This window comes from Arenimonas terrae (assembly GCF_006265115.1).
Taxonomy (GTDB): Bacteria; Pseudomonadota; Gammaproteobacteria; order Xanthomonadales; family Xanthomonadaceae; genus Arenimonas; species Arenimonas terrae.
This window is the reverse complement of sequence record NZ_SMDR01000003.1, coordinates 222,662-237,003: the sequence shown is the minus strand read 5'-3', so window position 1 is coordinate 237,003 and position 14,342 is coordinate 222,662. Positions and strand designations below refer to the sequence as shown.

Below are 14,342 nucleotides of genomic sequence, written 5' to 3'. Positions count from 1 at the left end.
CCCGTCAAGGCAGGCTAGGATTCGGGTCCCCCGGACTTTCCGGCTGTCCCTGCAAGGTATCCGAATGACCCCGATCCGCCGCCCGCGCCTGAGCGCGCTCGCCCTGGCCCTCGGCCTCGCCGTCGCCGGCTTCTCGCCGCTCAACGCCCCGGAGGCCATCGCGAAGGAGCAGGCCGCGCCCGCGCCCGCCGCCGACATCGCCTTCGACCAGTTCACCCTGCCCAACGGCCTGCGCGTGATCGTGCACACCGACCGCAAGGCGCCGATCGTCTCGGTCAACATCTGGTACCAGGTCGGCGCCAAGAACGAGCGCCCGGGCCGCACCGGCTTCGCACACCTGTTCGAGCACCTGATGTTCCAGGGCAGCGAGAACTACAAGGGCGAGTTCTTCGAGCCCTTCGAGCTGGTCGGCACCACCGACCAGAACGGCACCACCAACTCCGACCGCACCAACTACTTCCAGAATGTGCCCACCACCGCGCTCGACATGGCGCTGTGGATGGAGTCCGACCGCATGGGCCACTTCATCGGCTCGGTGACCCAGGAGCTGCTGGACGAGCAGCGCGGCGTGGTGCAGAACGAGAAGCGCCAGGGCGAGAACCAGCCCTACGGCCAGGTGTTCGAGCGCCTGCTCAAGGCCAGCTATCCCAAGGGCCACCCGTACAGCTGGACCACCATCGGCTCGATGAGCGACCTCAACGCCGCCTCGCTCGACGACGTGCAGCGCTTCTTCAAGACCTGGTACGGCCCGAACAACGCCGTGCTGGTGCTCGCCGGCGACATCGACCTGGCCACCGCGAAGGAGAAGGTGGCCAAGTACTTCGGCCACATCCCGGCCGGCCCGACCATGGCCCAGCCCAAGGTCGACCCGGCGCCGCGCACCACCTCCACCCGCGACACCTTCACCGACAACGTGCCGCAGGCGCGCGTCTACCGCGCCTGGAATACCGCCGAATACGGCCAGGCCGATGTCGAGCGCCTGCAGCTGCTGTCGCAGGTCCTGGGCGGCTCGCGCAGCTCGCGCCTGGACAAGCGCCTGGTGTTCCAGGACAAGATCGCCGACAGCGTTTCGGCAGGCGCCTGGCCGAACCTGCTGGGCGGCCTGTTTTTCATCCAGGTCGACGTGAAGCAGGGCGTGGACGTGGCCACGGTCGAGAAGGCGCTGGACGAGGAGCTGGCGAAGCTGCTCGCCGAGGGCCCGAGCGCCGCCGAGCTCGAGCAGGCGCGCACCGTGTTCAAGGCCGGCTTCATCCGCGGCATCGAGCGCATCGGCGGCTTCGGCGGCAAGGCCGACGCGCTGGCCGAATGCGCCGTGTTCGCCGGCGACCCGGGCTGCTTCCGTGAGAGCCTGCGCACCATCGAAACCGCCTCGGGCGCCGACCTGGTGGCCGCCGGCAAGCGCTGGCTGTCGCGCGGCGACCACACCATCGTGGTCACGCCGGGCGAGCGCGTGCCCACCGTCGAGGAAGCGAGCACCGCGCATCCGGACATGGCGCCGGTGCCGGCCGCCGACCCGAAGTACACCACCACGCCCAGCACCGTCGACCGCAGCAAGGGCGTGCCGCAGACCACCGAGTTCCCGGCGCTGTCGTTCCCGGCGCTGCAGCGCGGCGAGCTGAGCAACGGCATCAAGGTGATCCTTGCCGAGCGCCACGTCATCCCCGTCGTGCAGATGAGCCTGGAGCTGCCCGGTGGTTATGTGGCCGACGTGGGCCGCAAGCTCGGCACCGCCAGCTTCACCTTCGGCATGCTCGACGAGGGTTCGGGCAAGTTCGATGCGCTCGCCTTCGCCGACCAGGCCGAGCGCCTGGGCGCCAACCTCGGCGCCGGTGCGGCGCTCGACGGCGGCAACGCCTACCTGTCGGCGCTGAAGGAGAACCTGGACGCGTCGGTGGCGCTGTACGCGCAGATGCTGCGCGAGCCGCGTTTCGACGACAAGGAGATCGAACGCGTGCGCCAGACCTGGATCGCCGGCATCAAGCAGGAGAAGGCGCGTCCGAACTCGGCCGCGCAGCGCCTGCTGCCGCCGCTGGTCTACGGCGAGGGCCATCCCTACGCGATCCCGTTCAGCGGCAGCGGCACCGAGGCCTCCATCGCCTCGCTGACCCGCGACGACCTGGTCGCCTTCCACAAGCAGTGGGTGCGTCCGGAAGGCGCCACCCTGATCGTCACCGGCGACACCACCCTGGCCGAGATCCTGCCGGTGCTCGAGAAGCACCTGGGCAGCTGGAAGGGCGAAGGCGCCGCGCCGACGCCGGTGGCCGTGCCGGCCGTGGCCCTGCCGGCCAAGCCGCGCGTGTTCCTGGTCGACCAGCCGGGCGCGATCCAGGCCAATGTCTTCGTCGGCCAGGTCGTGCCCTCGACCATGGACCCGAAGGCGACCGAGTTCGAGATCGCCAACTCGGTGCTGGGCGGCGAGTTCAGCTCGCGCCTGAACATGAACCTGCGCGAGGACAAGCACTGGGCCTACGGTTCCTACAGCTTCGTGCAGGGCGCCAAGGGCCAGCGGCCGTGGATGGCGTTCGCGGCGGTGCAGATCGACAAGACCGCCGAGTCGATCGCCGAGCTGCAGCGCGAGATCGCCGACTACGCCTCGGGCAAGTCGCCGGCCAAGCCGGAGGAAGTGGCCAAGATCCAGGCCACCGAGATCCGCAGCCTGCCGGGTTCCTACGAAACCGCGGGCGCGGTGATGGGCGCCATCGGCGGCATCGTGCGCTTCAACCGCCCGGACGATTACGTGGTGCAGCGCCGCGCCAAGATCGAGGCCCTGACCCCGGACGTCGTGCAGGCCGTCGCCGGCACGCTCAAGCCCGAGGCCCTGACCTGGGTCGTGGTGGGCGACCTGAGCAAGATCGAAGCCCCGGTGCGCGCCCTGAACCTGGGCGAGGTGCAGGTGGTGGACGCCGACGGCAAGCCGGCCGCGAAGAAATAAGCCCGGCGTCATTGCCGGTTCAGTACGGGCGGGGCGACAATCCCGCCCGTATTCTTTGGAGAGTCCTTCATGCGAACCCTTGCGACGGCTTTGCTTCTGATTCCCCTCGTCACCGCCTGTACCTGGGTGAAGATGGCACCGGGCGGCTCCGAGGTGCGGGTGGCGCGCGCCGGCCAGGACATGAGCGTCTGCGAGAAGCGCGGCGAGGTCTCGGTCTCGGTGAAGAACCGCCTGGGGCCCTACGAGCGCAACGACATCAAGGTCCGCGACGAGCTCGAGACCCTGGCCCGCAACGAGGCGCCGGGACTGCAGGCCGACACCGTGCAGCCCAAGGGCGAGCCGGTGGACGGCGAACAGCGTTTCCTGGCCTTCCGCTGCGGCAGCGCCCGTCCGGGAACCGCTGCCGGCACCCCGTCGGCCGGCTCGGAACCGGGCACCGTGAACCCGATCGAGGACTGAGGACCGGGTCACGGTCTTCACGCCGCCCCGGCCCGAAGTGGAGCCGGGGGGCCGAAACGGGTAATCTTCGCGGGTTTCCCCGAAGGCGACCCTGCCCATGCTGTTCCAGCACGTTTCCATTGCCGGCCTCGCGCACATCGATGCGCCCAACCGCCTGAGCTCGGCTGATATCAACGCCCAGCTCCAGCCCACGATGGACCGGCTCGGCATCAAGACCGACGTCCTGCAGGACATCGCCGGCATCTATGCGCGCCGCCTCTGGGGCGACGAGGTCGAAGCCTCCGACGCCGCCACCCTGGCCGCCGAGAAGGCGATCGCCGACGCCGGCATCGACCGCGCCAAGATCGGCCTGCTGGTCAACACCTCGGTGAGCCGCGACTTCCTGGAGCCGTCCACGGCGTCCATCGTTTCGGGCAACCTGGGCCTGGGCGAGAACTGCCAGAACTTCGACGTCGCCAACGCCTGCCTGGCCTTCCTCAACGGCATGGACATCGCCAGCCGCATGATCGAGCGCGGCGAGATCGAATACGCCCTGGTCGTGGACGGCGAGACCGCCAACCTGGCCTACAAGAAGACGCTCGAGCGCCTGAGCGCCCCGGACGTCACCGAAGAGCAGTTCCGCAACGAGCTGGCCACGCTCACGCTCGGCTGCGGCGCCGCCGCGATGGTGCTCTCGCGCGCCGAGCTGACCCCGGACGCGCCCAAGTACCGCGGCGGCGTCACCAAGGCCGCCACGCAGTGGAACACCCTGTGCCGCGGCAACCTCGACCGCATGGTCACCGACACCCGCATGCTGCTGATCGAAGGCCTGAAGCTGGCCACCGCCACCTTCGGCGCTGCGCGCCAGGCCCTGGGCTGGGTGGTGGAGGAGCTGGACGAGTTCGTCATCCACCAGGTCAGCCAGGTGCACACCCAGGCCTTCATCAAGGCCTTCGGCATCGACCCGAAGAAGGTGCTGACCATCTTCAACGAGCACGGCAACATCGGCCCGGCCTCGGTGCCGATCGTGCTGAGCAAGCTGCGCGAGATGGGCCGCCTGAAGAAGGGCGACCGCGTCGCCCTGCTGGGCATCGGCTCGGGCCTGAACTGCTCGATGGCGGAAGTGGTCTGGTAAACCCCTGATCCACGTCCTCTCCCGGCGCGGGAGAGGGCGGCGGAGTTGAACAGCGCCATCGCCAAAAGCCCGCCTTCCGGCGGGCTTTTCCGTTTCAGGTGCCGCGGAGCCCGCGGGCCTCAGGCCACCCGCAGCCGCGCCCCGGCCGGCGCGGCCGCCAGTTCGCCGAACAGGTCCTTCGGGTCGCGCAGCGCCGGAATCAGCTCGGCCTCGCGGCCCAGGCCCAGCTCCTTCGCGCAGTCGCGCACCAGGCGCAGCGCCGAGTAGTCCTCCAGCGCGAAACCGACCGAATCGAACAGCGTCACCTCGACGCCGCTGCGGCGGCCGGCGGAGCGCAGCGTCAGCACTTCCCACAGTTCGGTGGCGGGGAAGTCGGCCGGCATCTGCTGCAGTTCGCCCTCGATGCGCGACTGCGGCTCGAACTCGACGAACACCGAGCACATCTTCACCGCCTCGGGCGCGAGTTCGGTCTTGCCGGGGCAGTCGCCGCCGACGCCGTTGATGTGCATGCCGGGCTCGATCATTTCCGCGGTCAGGATGTCGGCATTGGCCTTGTCGGCAGTGACGGTGGTGACGATCGACGCGCCGCGCACGGCCTGGGCGACGCTGGCGCTGCGCAGCACGCGCAGGGACGGCGCCGCGGCGGCGAGGTTGCGCACCAGCTTGTCGGTCGCGGCCGGGTCGGTGTCGAACACGCGGACCTCGTCGATGCCCATCAGGTGATGGAAGGCCAGCGCCTGGAACTCGCTCTGGGCGCCGTTCCCGATCAGAGCCATGGACGTCGCGTCCTTGCGCGCCAGCAGCTTGGCCGCCATCACCGAGGTGGCGGCGGTGCGCAGGGCCGTGGTCAGGGTCAGTTCGCTGATCAGGGTCGGCATGCCGGTGTCCATGTCGGCCAGCACGCCGAAGGCGACCACGGTGGACAGGCCCAGCTTCGTGTTGCCCGGGTGGCCGTTGACGTATTTGAAGCTGTAGTCCTTCGCGTCGGCGACCGGCATCAGTTCGATCACGCCCATCGGCGAATGCGCGGCCGAGCGCGGGCTCTTGTCGAACTCGGGCCAGCGGCGGAAGTCGGCCTCCAGGTAGTCCACGAGGCGGCCGAGCAGGGTCGGCAGGCCGTAGCTGGCGACGATGCGGGTCAGGTCCTGGGTGGTGAGCTGGGTCATGGCCATGGGCGGTCTCCGGGTGGCGGTCAGTCGGCACCATTGTCCGGAGCGGTGCGTCAGGGCGATATGGCAAGAATGCTTTGATATCGCCAGAAATCTGCTAAAACGGCATCACAGAATGACGGAATGCCCGGATGGACGACCTCGATCACCGCCTGATCGCCAAGCTCCGCCACGACGGCCGCGCCGCGGTGGCCGACCTGGCCAAGGCCCTGGGCGTGTCCCGCGGCACCATCACCAACCGCATGGCGCGCCTGCAGCAGGAGGGCGTGATCACCGGCTACACCGTACGCCTGCGCCCCGACGCGGCCCCGGACGAGATCCGCGCCTGGACCTCGCTGGCCGTCGAAGGCAACCAGCACCGCGTGATCCGGGCCCTGCTGGGCGAACCCGGCGTGGCCGCGCTGCACGACACCAATGGCCGCTGGGACCTGCTGGCGGAGCTGCGGGTCGGCAGCCTTGCCGAGCTCTCGGCCACGCTCGAGCGCATCCGCGGCATCGAAGGCGTCAGCGCCAGCGAGACCAGCGTGCATCTGCAGACGCTGCGGGGCTGACGGACCGCCGGCGTCTGCGGAGTCGGGCGACCGCGCCCGTTCAAGTAGAATCCCGCCCCTATGAATACCGCCGCCCTGACCCCCGAACAGTCCCGCGTCCTGGCCAAGGGCCCGTTCCCGGATTACCCCTGGACCCCGAAGACCTTCGTGCACCCGAGCGGGCTGAGCCAGTCCTACCTGGACGAGGGCGAGGGCGATCCGGTCGTGATGCTGCACGGCAACCCGTCCTGGTCCTACTACTGGCGCCACCTGGTGCGCGGCCTGCAGGACGACTACCGCTGCATCGTGCCCGACCACATCGGCATGGGCCTGTCGGACAAACCCGACGACAAGGCCTACGGCTACACGCTGCGCAACCGCGTGCAGGACCTGGACCGGCTGCTGGACATGCTCGACCTGGGCGACGACATCACCCTGGCCGTGCACGACTGGGGCGGCATGGTCGGTTTCGGCTGGGCGCTCAAGCACGCCTCGCGCGTGAAGCGACTGATCATCCTCAACACCGCCGCTTTCCCGCTGCCCGCGGCCAAGGCCCTGCCCTGGCAGCTGAACCTGGGCCGCAACTGGATGCTGGGCGAGTGGCTGATCCGCGGCGCCAACGCCTTCGCCGCCGGCGCCGCGCGCGACGGCGTGGTGCGGCCGCTGGACCCGGACGTGAAGGCCGCGCTGCTGGCGCCTTACGACAGCTGGGCCAACCGCATCTCCACCGTGCGCTTCGTGCAGGACATCCCGCTGCAGCACGGCGACCGGGCCTGGGACCTGGTCGAGGACGCCGGACGCCGCCTGCCCGCCTTCGCCGACCGTCCGGCCTTCATCGGCTGGGGCCTGAAGGACTTCGTGTTCGACCACCATTTCCTCAAGGGTTTCGAGGACGCGCTGCCGCGCGCCGAGAAGCAGATCTACGAAGACGCCGGCCACTACGTGCTCGAAGACAAGCACGAAGTCCTGGTGCCGCGCATCCGCGACTTCCTCGACCGCAACCTGCTCTGAAATCCGGGGTCAGAGTGCATTTATCTTTCTTCGAGCATGGGTCGTTCGGTCGTGCCGCGAATGGAAAGATAAATGCACTCTGACCCCGGATTTGTGTGCAACATCGCCGCGGCGCTGCCGCGGCTGGCGGCGCAGGCGCCGGAGCGCATCGCCATGCGCTGCCCCGGCGGCCGCGGCGCGAACGCTTTCGCGGCCTACGACGTCACGCTGAGCTACGCCCAGCTCGACCGCCGCTCCGACGCGCTCGCCGCCGGCCTGGCCAGGCACGGCCTGGTGCGCGGCCAGCGCGCGGTGGTGATGGTGCGGCCGTCGCCGGAGTTCTTCCTGCTGATGTTCGCGCTGTTCAAGGCCGGCGTGGTGCCGGTGCTGGTCGATCCCGGCATCGACAAACGCGCCCTCAAACAATGCCTGGACGAAGCGCAGCCGCAGGCCTTCATCGGCATCCCGCTGGCACAGGCGGCGCGCGTGCTGCTGCGCTGGGCGCGCAGCGCGCAATTGCGGGTCACCGTCGGGCGCCGCTGGTTCTGGGGCGGGCCAACGCTGGCGCAGGTGGAGGCCGACGGCCGCGATGCCGGTCCGCAGCTCGCCGCGACCGCGCCCGACGAGGTCGCGGCGATCCTGTTCACCTCGGGCTCGACCGGCGTGCCCAAGGGCGTGGTGTACCGGCACCGGCACTTCGTCGCGCAGGTGGACATGCTGCGCGATGCCTTCGGCATCGAAGCCGGCGGCGTGGACCTGCCGACCTTCCCGCCTTTCGCGCTGTTCGATCCGGCGCTGGGCGTGAGCTCGATCATTCCCGACATGGATCCCACCCGGCCGGCGAACGCCGATCCGCGCAAGCTGCATGACGCGATCGCGCGCTTCGGCGTCGACCAGTTGTTCGGTTCGCCGGCCCTGATGCGCGTGCTGGCCGAGCACGGCGCGCCGCTGCCGACGTTGCGCCGCGTCACATCCGCAGGGGCGCCGGTGCCCGCCGATGTCGTCGCGACGATGCGCGGGCTGCTGCCGCCGCAAGCGCAGTTCTGGACGCCCTACGGCGCCACCGAATGCCTGCCCGTGGCCGTGATCGAAGGCGCCGAACTGCAGGCCACGCGCGAGGCCACCGAACACGGTGCCGGCACCTGCGTCGGCCGCCCGGTGGCGCCGAACGAGGTGCGCATCATCGCCATCACCGACGCGGCCATCGCCGACTGGTCGCAGGCGCAGGTGCTGGGCGTGGAAGCGATCGGCGAGATCACCGTCGCCGGCCCCACCGCCACCGACGAATATTTCAACCGCCCGCAGGCCACGGCGCTGGCGAAGATCGCCGAGACCCTGCCCGACGGAAGCACGCGCATCGTGCACCGCATGGGCGACCTGGGCCGTTTCGACGCGCAGGGACGGCTGTGGTTCTGCGGCCGCAAGTCGCATCGCGTGCGCACCGAACTCGGCGGGCTGTACACCGAGCAGGTGGAGCCGGTGTTCAACGTGCACCCGGATGTTCGCCGCACGGCCCTGGTCGGGGTCGGCGAACCTGGAAAACAGACGCCGGTGCTGTGCGTGGAGATGCGCGCCGGCCTGCCGGCCCCGGAACACGCGCGCGTGCTGGACGAACTGCGGCGCCTGTCCCTGGGCTTCGTGCATACCGCGCGGATCGAGCACTACCTGGTGCACCCGGGCTTCCCGGTCGACATCCGCCACAACGCCAAGATTGGCCGCGAGCAGCTGGCCGTGTGGGCGGCGAAACGGCTGCGGACTGCAACAGCGAGGAGCGGATGAAAGTTCTGGTGACCGGCGGTGCGGGATTCCTCGGCCAGGCGCTGTGCCACGCGCTGCAATCCGAAGGCCACGCCGTGACCAGCTTCCAGCGCAGCCATTCGCCGGCGCTGGAAACGATGGGCGTGCGCCAGCTGCGCGGCGATCTCGCCGACGCCGCGGCGGTGCACGCCGCCTTTGCCGGCCAGGATGCGGTCTTCCACAACGCCGCCAAGGCCGGCGCCTGGGGTAGCCACGAGAGCTACTTCAGCGCGAACGTCACCGGCACCCGCAACGTGCTGGCGGCGATGCGCGCGCACGGCATCGGCCGCCTCGTGTACACCTCGACGCCCAGCGTCACCCACAGCGGCCGCACGCCGGTGGAGGGCGGCAACGAGCGCGACACGCCCTACGGCCACGGCTTCAAGGCGCCCTATCCCGCCACCAAGCTGATCGCCGAAAAGGAAGTGCTGGCCGCCAACGACGCCGCGCTCGCCACCGTCGCGCTGCGACCGCGCCTGATCTGGGGCCCGGGCGACACCCAGCTGCTGCCGCGCCTGGTCGAACGCGCGCGCGCCGGCCGCCTGCGCTTCATCGGCGGCGGCCACAACCGCATGGACACCACCTACATCGACAACGCCGCGCAGGCGCATGTCGCCGCCTTCCGCGCGCTGGCGCCCGGTGCGGCCTGCGCCGGCAGGGCCTATTTCATCTCCAACGGCGAACCGCGGCCGGTGCGCCAGATCGTCAACGACATGCTCGCCGCCGCCGGCGTCGCGCCGGTGACCGGCAGCCTGCCGTATCCGCTGGCCTATGCCGCGGGCGCACTGCTCGAGGGCGCGTGGACCCTGCTGCGGCTCGAGGGCGAACCGCCGATGACGCGTTTCCTCGCCGAACAGCTCTCCACGCCGCACTGGTACGACATCTCGGCCGCGCAGCGCGATTTCGGCTACGTGCCGACGGTGGGCACGGCCGAAGGCCTGCAGCGCCTCGCCGCGTGGTGGCGCACGCGCGCCTGAGCCGCGTCACGCGTTGCTCACGCCCCGCTCACGGCGCTGAATCGCGGCGAACCCGCGGCTGAACCCGTGGGCGCGAGTTCAGCTTCAGGAGGCTAGCTTCGGAACGTCCCACAAGGGGCCCACGAACAAGGAGAGCAACCATGCTCCATTACGCGCTGATCTTTCTCGTCGTCGCCATCATTGCCGCCGTGCTCGGCTTTGGCGCACTGGCAGGCCTGGCCGCCACCATCGCCAAGGTCCTGTTCGTCATCTTCCTGATCCTGGCGATCGTCTCCTTCCTCCGGAAGGCCGCCTAGCCGCGGGGCCGGCGCCGGCGCGATGCCGGCGCCGGCCCGCTAGAATGGCGGCATGACGGACCCTGCCGCTTCCCCTTTCGACGCCCTCAAGCCCCTGGCCGGCCGCGCGCTGGAACAGGCCTTGAACCGGCTCGTCGCCCTGGACCCGGACACCGCTGCGGCGCTCGAGCGCCTCGGCGGCCGGCGCATCGGCCTGGCCCTGGAGGCCCCGCCGGTGGCGCTCGACATCACCGTGGACGCCGGCCGCCTCAAGGTCGGGCCGCCCACGCAGGAGCCCGACTTGGGCATCCGCGCCACGCTGTCGGGCGTGCTGTCGCAGCTGCCCTTTTTGCGCCGCAATGACGCGCCGCCGGTGGGCAAGGTCCGCATCAACGGCGACGCCGACCTGGCGCGCACGCTGCAGCAGCTTGCGAAACGTTTCGATCCCGACTGGGAAAAACCCTTCGCCGACGTGTTCGGCCCGGTGATCGGGCCGCAGGTCGCGCGCGGCCTGCGCGAGGCGCTCAAGGCCGGCGCCGGTTTCGCGAAGGGCTTCAGCCGCGACGCCGTCGACTACCTCACCGAAGAATCCCGGGACCTGGTCGGCAAGGCCGAACTGGCCGCCTTCCACGACGACGTGGACACCCTGCGCGACCGCGCCGAACGCCTGGCCGCGCGCCTGGCCCGGCTGGAGCCGCGCGCGTGAGCGCCGCCGGCCTGGTGCGCGGCGGTTCCCGGGGGATCACGTCCACGCTGCGCGCGCTCGGCATCGCCCGGGTGCTGCTGCGGCACCGGCTCGGCGATTTCCTCGAAGACACCGCCTTCGGCCGCTGGCTCTGGCTGCTGCGGCCGCTGACCCCGGCCAAGGACGCCGCCGACCTGCCGCGCGGCCAGCGCCTGCGACTGGCGCTGCAGGAGCTGGGCCCGATCTTCGTCAAGATCGGCCAGGTGCTGTCCACCCGCCGCGACCTGCTGCCGCCGGACATCGCCGAAGAGCTGGCCCTGCTGCAGGACCGCGTGGCGCCCTTCCCCGGCGACGCCGCCCTGGCCCTGGTCGAAGCGGCTCTGGGCCGCCCGGTTACTGCGGTGTTCTCGGGCTTCGACCTCGAACCGCTGGCCTCGGCGTCCATCGCCCAGGTGCACGCCGCCCGCCTGCACAACGGCCGCGAGGTCGTGGTCAAGGTGCTGCGCCCCGACATCCGCAAGCGCATCGCCGCCGACATCGAGCTGCTGCGCACCCTGGCCTCGCTGGCCGACCGCCACCACCCGAACGCCGAGAAGATCCGTGCCCAGGAAGTGGTGTCGGAGATCGAAGCCACGCTGCACGCCGAACTCGACCTGCAGCGGGAGGGCGCCAACGCCAGCCTGATGCGCCGCACCTGGCTGGGCAGCGACGACCTGTACGTGCCCGAGGTGTTCTGGGACTACAGCACCGAAACCGTGCTGACGATGGAGCGCGTGCGCGGCATCCCCAGCGACGACATCGCCGCGCTCGACGCCGCCGGCATCGACCGCAAGGCCCTGGCCGCCAAGGGCGTGCGCGTGTTCTACGCCCAGGTGTTCCGCGACAACTTCTTCCACGCCGACGCCCACGCCGGCAACATCTGGGTGGACGCGACCCGAAAGGAAAACCCGCGCTTCATCGCCATCGACTTCGGCATCGTCGGCCAGCTGGACCGCCGCGACCAGTACTACCTGGCCGAGAACTTCATGGCGATCTTCCAGCGCGACTACCGCCGCATCGCCGAGCTGCACGTCGAGGCCGGCTGGATGCCGGCGCACATCCGCATCGATGAACTCGAGGCGGCCACGCGCGCGGTGTGCGAGCCGTACTTCACCCGCCCGCTCAGCGAGATCTCGCTGGGCGAGGTGCTGGTGAAGCTGTTCAAGACCGCACAGCGCTACGAGTTGACCCTGCAGCCCCAGCTCATCCTGCTGCAGAAGACCCTGCTCAACATCGAAGGCGTCGGCCGCCTGCTCGACCCCAAGCTCGACATCTGGGCCGAAGCGCGCCCGGTGCTGGAGAAGATCCTGCGCGAGCGCTACAGCCCGCAGACGCTGGGCGCCGAGTTCCGCAAGCGCCTGCCCGAGCTGATCACGCACGCGCCCGACATGCCGCGCCTGCTGCACGATTTCCTGGCCCAGCAGGTGCGCGGCCAGCACAGCATCCACATGCGCAGCGAGGACCTGGCGGAACTGGCGCGCATCTCGAAGGCCGGCCAGCGCCAGACCGTCTACGCCATCCTCGGCACCGGCCTGATGATCGTGGCCGCCGTGCTGTTCGCGCTCGAATCCGGCGGCCCGCGCTTCTACGGTATCCCCGCCGTGGCCGGCATCGCCGGCCTGGGCGCGTTCGGCGCCTTCCTGGCAGCCTGGCCCCGACGCTGAAATCCGGGGTCAGAGTGCATTTATCTTCCCGCGGAAGATAAATGCACTCTGACCCCGGATTTTCACCTTATGGGCAGCTCAGGCCGCGCGTGGTGTTGAGCTTGTCGAGCTGCAGGATCTGCGTGCCGCTTTCGCCGGTGAGTTCGATGGTGGCGCGCCGGCAGGTTTCGAAGATCAGGCGGGCGGTGCCCCAGACGCGGTTGGCCGGCGGGGTGAAGACCTGGAAGCCGCCGCCTTCGAGCACGTACATGTCCAGCTCCACCGGCACGTCGTAGGCGAAGGCCGCCGCGCCGGGATTGAAGTCGCCGTACAGCCACAGCTGCTTGCCCAGGTTGTCGTAGCCGTAGAAATACAGCAGGAACCGGTTCTCGCCGACCATGTCCAGGTTGAAGCCCTGGCCGGAGGTCGAGGTGTTGTACCAGCTGCCCGAGAGTTCGACCGGGAACGCGGCCGCCGCCGCCGGCGTGCCGTCGGCCACCTGGAAGCTGTGGCGCGTGGTCAGGCCCTCGAAGGTCGCCTCGAAGGTCCACAGGCCGGTCGGCGCGTTCGCCGGCAGGGTATTGCTCCAGTACCAGTACGAGCCGTTGTAGGTCGAGCCCGAGTTCTGGGCATGGTTCCAGTTGCTGAAGACGCTGCCGTCCGGCCGCAGCACGCGGTAGCTGGTGGCCTGGCCCGAACCCTGGTCGCGGTAGGCGGCCGTGAAGACGATCGGGTCGCCCGGCACGAAATCGTTCTTGAAGTTCGGGGATTCGGTCGTGCTCGGGCAACTCGGCACCTGCGGCGCGGCGCTGTGCGTGCTCAGGCGGTTGATGCGCGGCTCGCGGTAGGGGCGGGTCTGCGCGAAGCTCATCGTGGTGCTGACGTTGCAGGCGCCGGTGTGCGGTTCGATCACGGCGGCGCCGGCGGTGTTGCTGGCGCGCAGCTCCAGGTGCAGGTGCGGGCCGGTGGACACGCCCGAGCTGCCGACCTTGCCCAGCGGCGTGCCGGCGGGAACGGGTGAGCCGATCGGCAGGGAAGTCACCGAGCCGGTTTTCATGTGCAGGTAGCGCGCGACGCTGCCGTCGGCGTGCATCACCACCGCGTAGTTGGGCGTGTCGGGCGCGTTGAACGAGCATGAACGGTCGTCGTTGCCGTCGCCCTTGGCCACCAGGGTGCCGGGCGCGACCGCCAGCACGTCCACCGCGCCCGAATCCATCAGGGTCCAGGCGAAGGGCCAGATGAAATAGTCGATGCCGCGGTGGTTGTAGCCGTTGGCGGTGTCGTAGGTGCGGGTGCCGCAGGTGTAGTCCTGCACCTGGTTCGGGAACGCGGGGTTGAGGTCGACGAAGTTGGAGATGCCGTGCCACTGCGTGCCGCCGCCGTTCACCGGTCCCAGCGGCCAGACCATGCCGCTGACCGCCTGCGGCGTGCCGGGCGGGCGCGGACCGCCGACCGACTGGATCGAACCCGCCGGCGTGATGCCGCGCTGCTTGAGCGTTGCCAGATTGCGGCTGACCTCGTCCACCAGCCGGCGATCGAGCGCGTCGGAGGTGCGGTCCGCGGCGAGGTCGCCGGTGAACACCTTGCCGCCGTCGGGCGGCGTGGCCTGCACGGTGCCGGCGGACAGCAGCGCGGCGAAGCCGAGCGCGAAACGGTGGCAATTGAGTCGCATGGTGGTTCCCCCCGGATGGTCACCGGGCAAGGTTACGCCAAGCCACCGGCGGGCGCATGC

The 14,342-nt window shown here is 70.1% G+C and carries 11 protein-coding genes and 1 pseudogene; 10 read left to right on the top strand and 2 right to left on the bottom strand.

Annotated elements, in window-relative coordinates; genetic code table 11:
* Positions 1-64 precede the first annotated feature (64 nt).
* The 3 genes and pseudogenes from E1B00_RS12755 to E1B00_RS12745 all read left to right on the top strand — a co-directional run bounded on the left by E1B00_RS12755 (position 65) and on the right by E1B00_RS12745 (position 4,505).
* Positions 65-2,932 carry a M16 family metallopeptidase gene (locus E1B00_RS12755; RefSeq protein ID WP_139449368.1) on the top strand — a complete coding sequence of 956 codons (2,868 nt, stop codon included), beginning with the start codon at positions 65-67 and terminating at the stop codon, positions 2,930-2,932.
* Between the two features lie 69 nt (positions 2,933-3,001).
* Positions 3,002-3,310 (top strand): annotated as a pseudogene (locus E1B00_RS12750) (DUF4156 domain-containing protein); the annotation flags it as partial.
* A 178-nt stretch (positions 3,311-3,488) separates the two neighbouring features.
* On the top strand, positions 3,489-4,505 hold the full coding sequence (locus tag E1B00_RS12745) for a 3-oxoacyl-ACP synthase III (RefSeq protein WP_139449363.1): 1,017 nt from the start codon (positions 3,489-3,491) through the stop codon (positions 4,503-4,505).
* A 119-nt stretch (positions 4,506-4,624) separates the two neighbouring features.
* Here the strand turns inward: E1B00_RS12745 and E1B00_RS12740 are convergent, their stop codons facing one another.
* Positions 4,625-5,677 (bottom strand): ornithine cyclodeaminase, encoded by a 1,053-nt coding sequence (locus E1B00_RS12740; protein ID WP_246048705.1) that lies wholly within the window; start codon positions 5,675-5,677, stop codon positions 4,625-4,627.
* Positions 5,678-5,805: 128 nt separating this feature from the next.
* On the opposite strand from E1B00_RS12740, the gene E1B00_RS12735 reads away from it, so the two are divergent.
* The 7 genes from E1B00_RS12735 (at position 5,806) to ubiB (ending at position 12,631) form a co-directional block, all read left to right on the top strand.
* Entirely contained in the window at positions 5,806-6,225 is a 420-nt protein-coding gene (locus E1B00_RS12735; protein ID WP_139449361.1) for an Lrp/AsnC family transcriptional regulator, read from the top strand.
* A gap of 60 nt (positions 6,226-6,285) precedes the next feature.
* Positions 6,286-7,215, top strand: a complete 930-nt coding sequence (locus E1B00_RS12730; RefSeq protein ID WP_139449359.1) for an alpha/beta fold hydrolase — start codon at positions 6,286-6,288, stop codon at positions 7,213-7,215.
* A gap of 72 nt (positions 7,216-7,287) precedes the next feature.
* Complete coding sequence (gene oleC, locus E1B00_RS12725) at positions 7,288-8,973, top strand: olefin beta-lactone synthetase (protein ID WP_139449358.1); 1,686 nt, start codon at positions 7,288-7,290, stop codon at positions 8,971-8,973.
* Positions 8,970-9,968: a 2-alkyl-3-oxoalkanoate reductase gene (oleD, locus tag E1B00_RS12720; protein WP_139449356.1), complete on the top strand. Its 999-nt coding sequence runs from the start codon at positions 8,970-8,972 to the stop codon at positions 9,966-9,968. The genes oleC and oleD overlap by 4 nt, the downstream gene beginning before the upstream one ends.
* Before the next feature lie 140 nt (positions 9,969-10,108).
* Positions 10,109-10,264: a DUF1328 domain-containing protein gene (locus tag E1B00_RS12715; protein ID WP_139449354.1), complete on the top strand. Its 156-nt coding sequence runs from the start codon at positions 10,109-10,111 to the stop codon at positions 10,262-10,264.
* Between the two features lie 52 nt (positions 10,265-10,316).
* Positions 10,317-10,949, top strand: coding sequence for a ubiquinone biosynthesis accessory factor UbiJ (locus E1B00_RS12710; RefSeq protein WP_139449352.1), 633 nt, complete (start codon positions 10,317-10,319; stop codon positions 10,947-10,949).
* Between the two features lie 35 nt (positions 10,950-10,984).
* A complete protein-coding gene (ubiB, locus tag E1B00_RS12705; RefSeq protein ID WP_139449783.1) occupies positions 10,985-12,631 on the top strand; it encodes a ubiquinone biosynthesis regulatory protein kinase UbiB in 1,647 nt (548 codons plus the stop codon).
* A 67-nt stretch (positions 12,632-12,698) separates the two neighbouring features.
* Here ubiB and E1B00_RS12700 read toward each other — a convergent pair whose 3' ends face one another.
* Positions 12,699-14,282 (bottom strand): M23 family metallopeptidase, encoded by a 1,584-nt coding sequence (locus E1B00_RS12700; protein ID WP_139449350.1) that lies wholly within the window; start codon positions 14,280-14,282, stop codon positions 12,699-12,701.
* Between the last annotated feature and the right edge of the window lie 60 nt (positions 14,283-14,342).

Excerpts from the sequence above, each read along its gene's own strand:
- E1B00_RS12740 (WP_246048705.1), bottom strand. The coding sequence starts at position 5,677 with ATGGCCATGACCCAGCTCACCACCCAGGACCTGACCCGCATCGTCGCC.
- E1B00_RS12745 (WP_139449363.1), top strand. The coding sequence starts at position 3,489 with ATGCTGTTCCAGCACGTTTCCATTGCCGGCCTCGCGCACATCGATGCG.
- E1B00_RS12730 (WP_139449359.1), top strand. The coding sequence starts at position 6,286 with ATGAATACCGCCGCCCTGACCCCCGAACAGTCCCGCGTCCTGGCCAAG.
- oleD (WP_139449356.1), top strand. The coding sequence starts at position 8,970 with ATGAAAGTTCTGGTGACCGGCGGTGCGGGATTCCTCGGCCAGGCGCTG.
- E1B00_RS12735 (WP_139449361.1), top strand. The coding sequence starts at position 5,806 with ATGGACGACCTCGATCACCGCCTGATCGCCAAGCTCCGCCACGACGGC.
- E1B00_RS12715 (WP_139449354.1), top strand. The coding sequence starts at position 10,109 with ATGCTCCATTACGCGCTGATCTTTCTCGTCGTCGCCATCATTGCCGCC.
- E1B00_RS12710 (WP_139449352.1), top strand. The coding sequence starts at position 10,317 with ATGACGGACCCTGCCGCTTCCCCTTTCGACGCCCTCAAGCCCCTGGCC.
- E1B00_RS12755 (WP_139449368.1), top strand. The coding sequence starts at position 65 with ATGACCCCGATCCGCCGCCCGCGCCTGAGCGCGCTCGCCCTGGCCCTC.
- oleC (WP_139449358.1), top strand. The coding sequence starts at position 7,288 with ATGCACTCTGACCCCGGATTTGTGTGCAACATCGCCGCGGCGCTGCCG.
- E1B00_RS12700 (WP_139449350.1), bottom strand. The coding sequence starts at position 14,282 with ATGCGACTCAATTGCCACCGTTTCGCGCTCGGCTTCGCCGCGCTGCTG.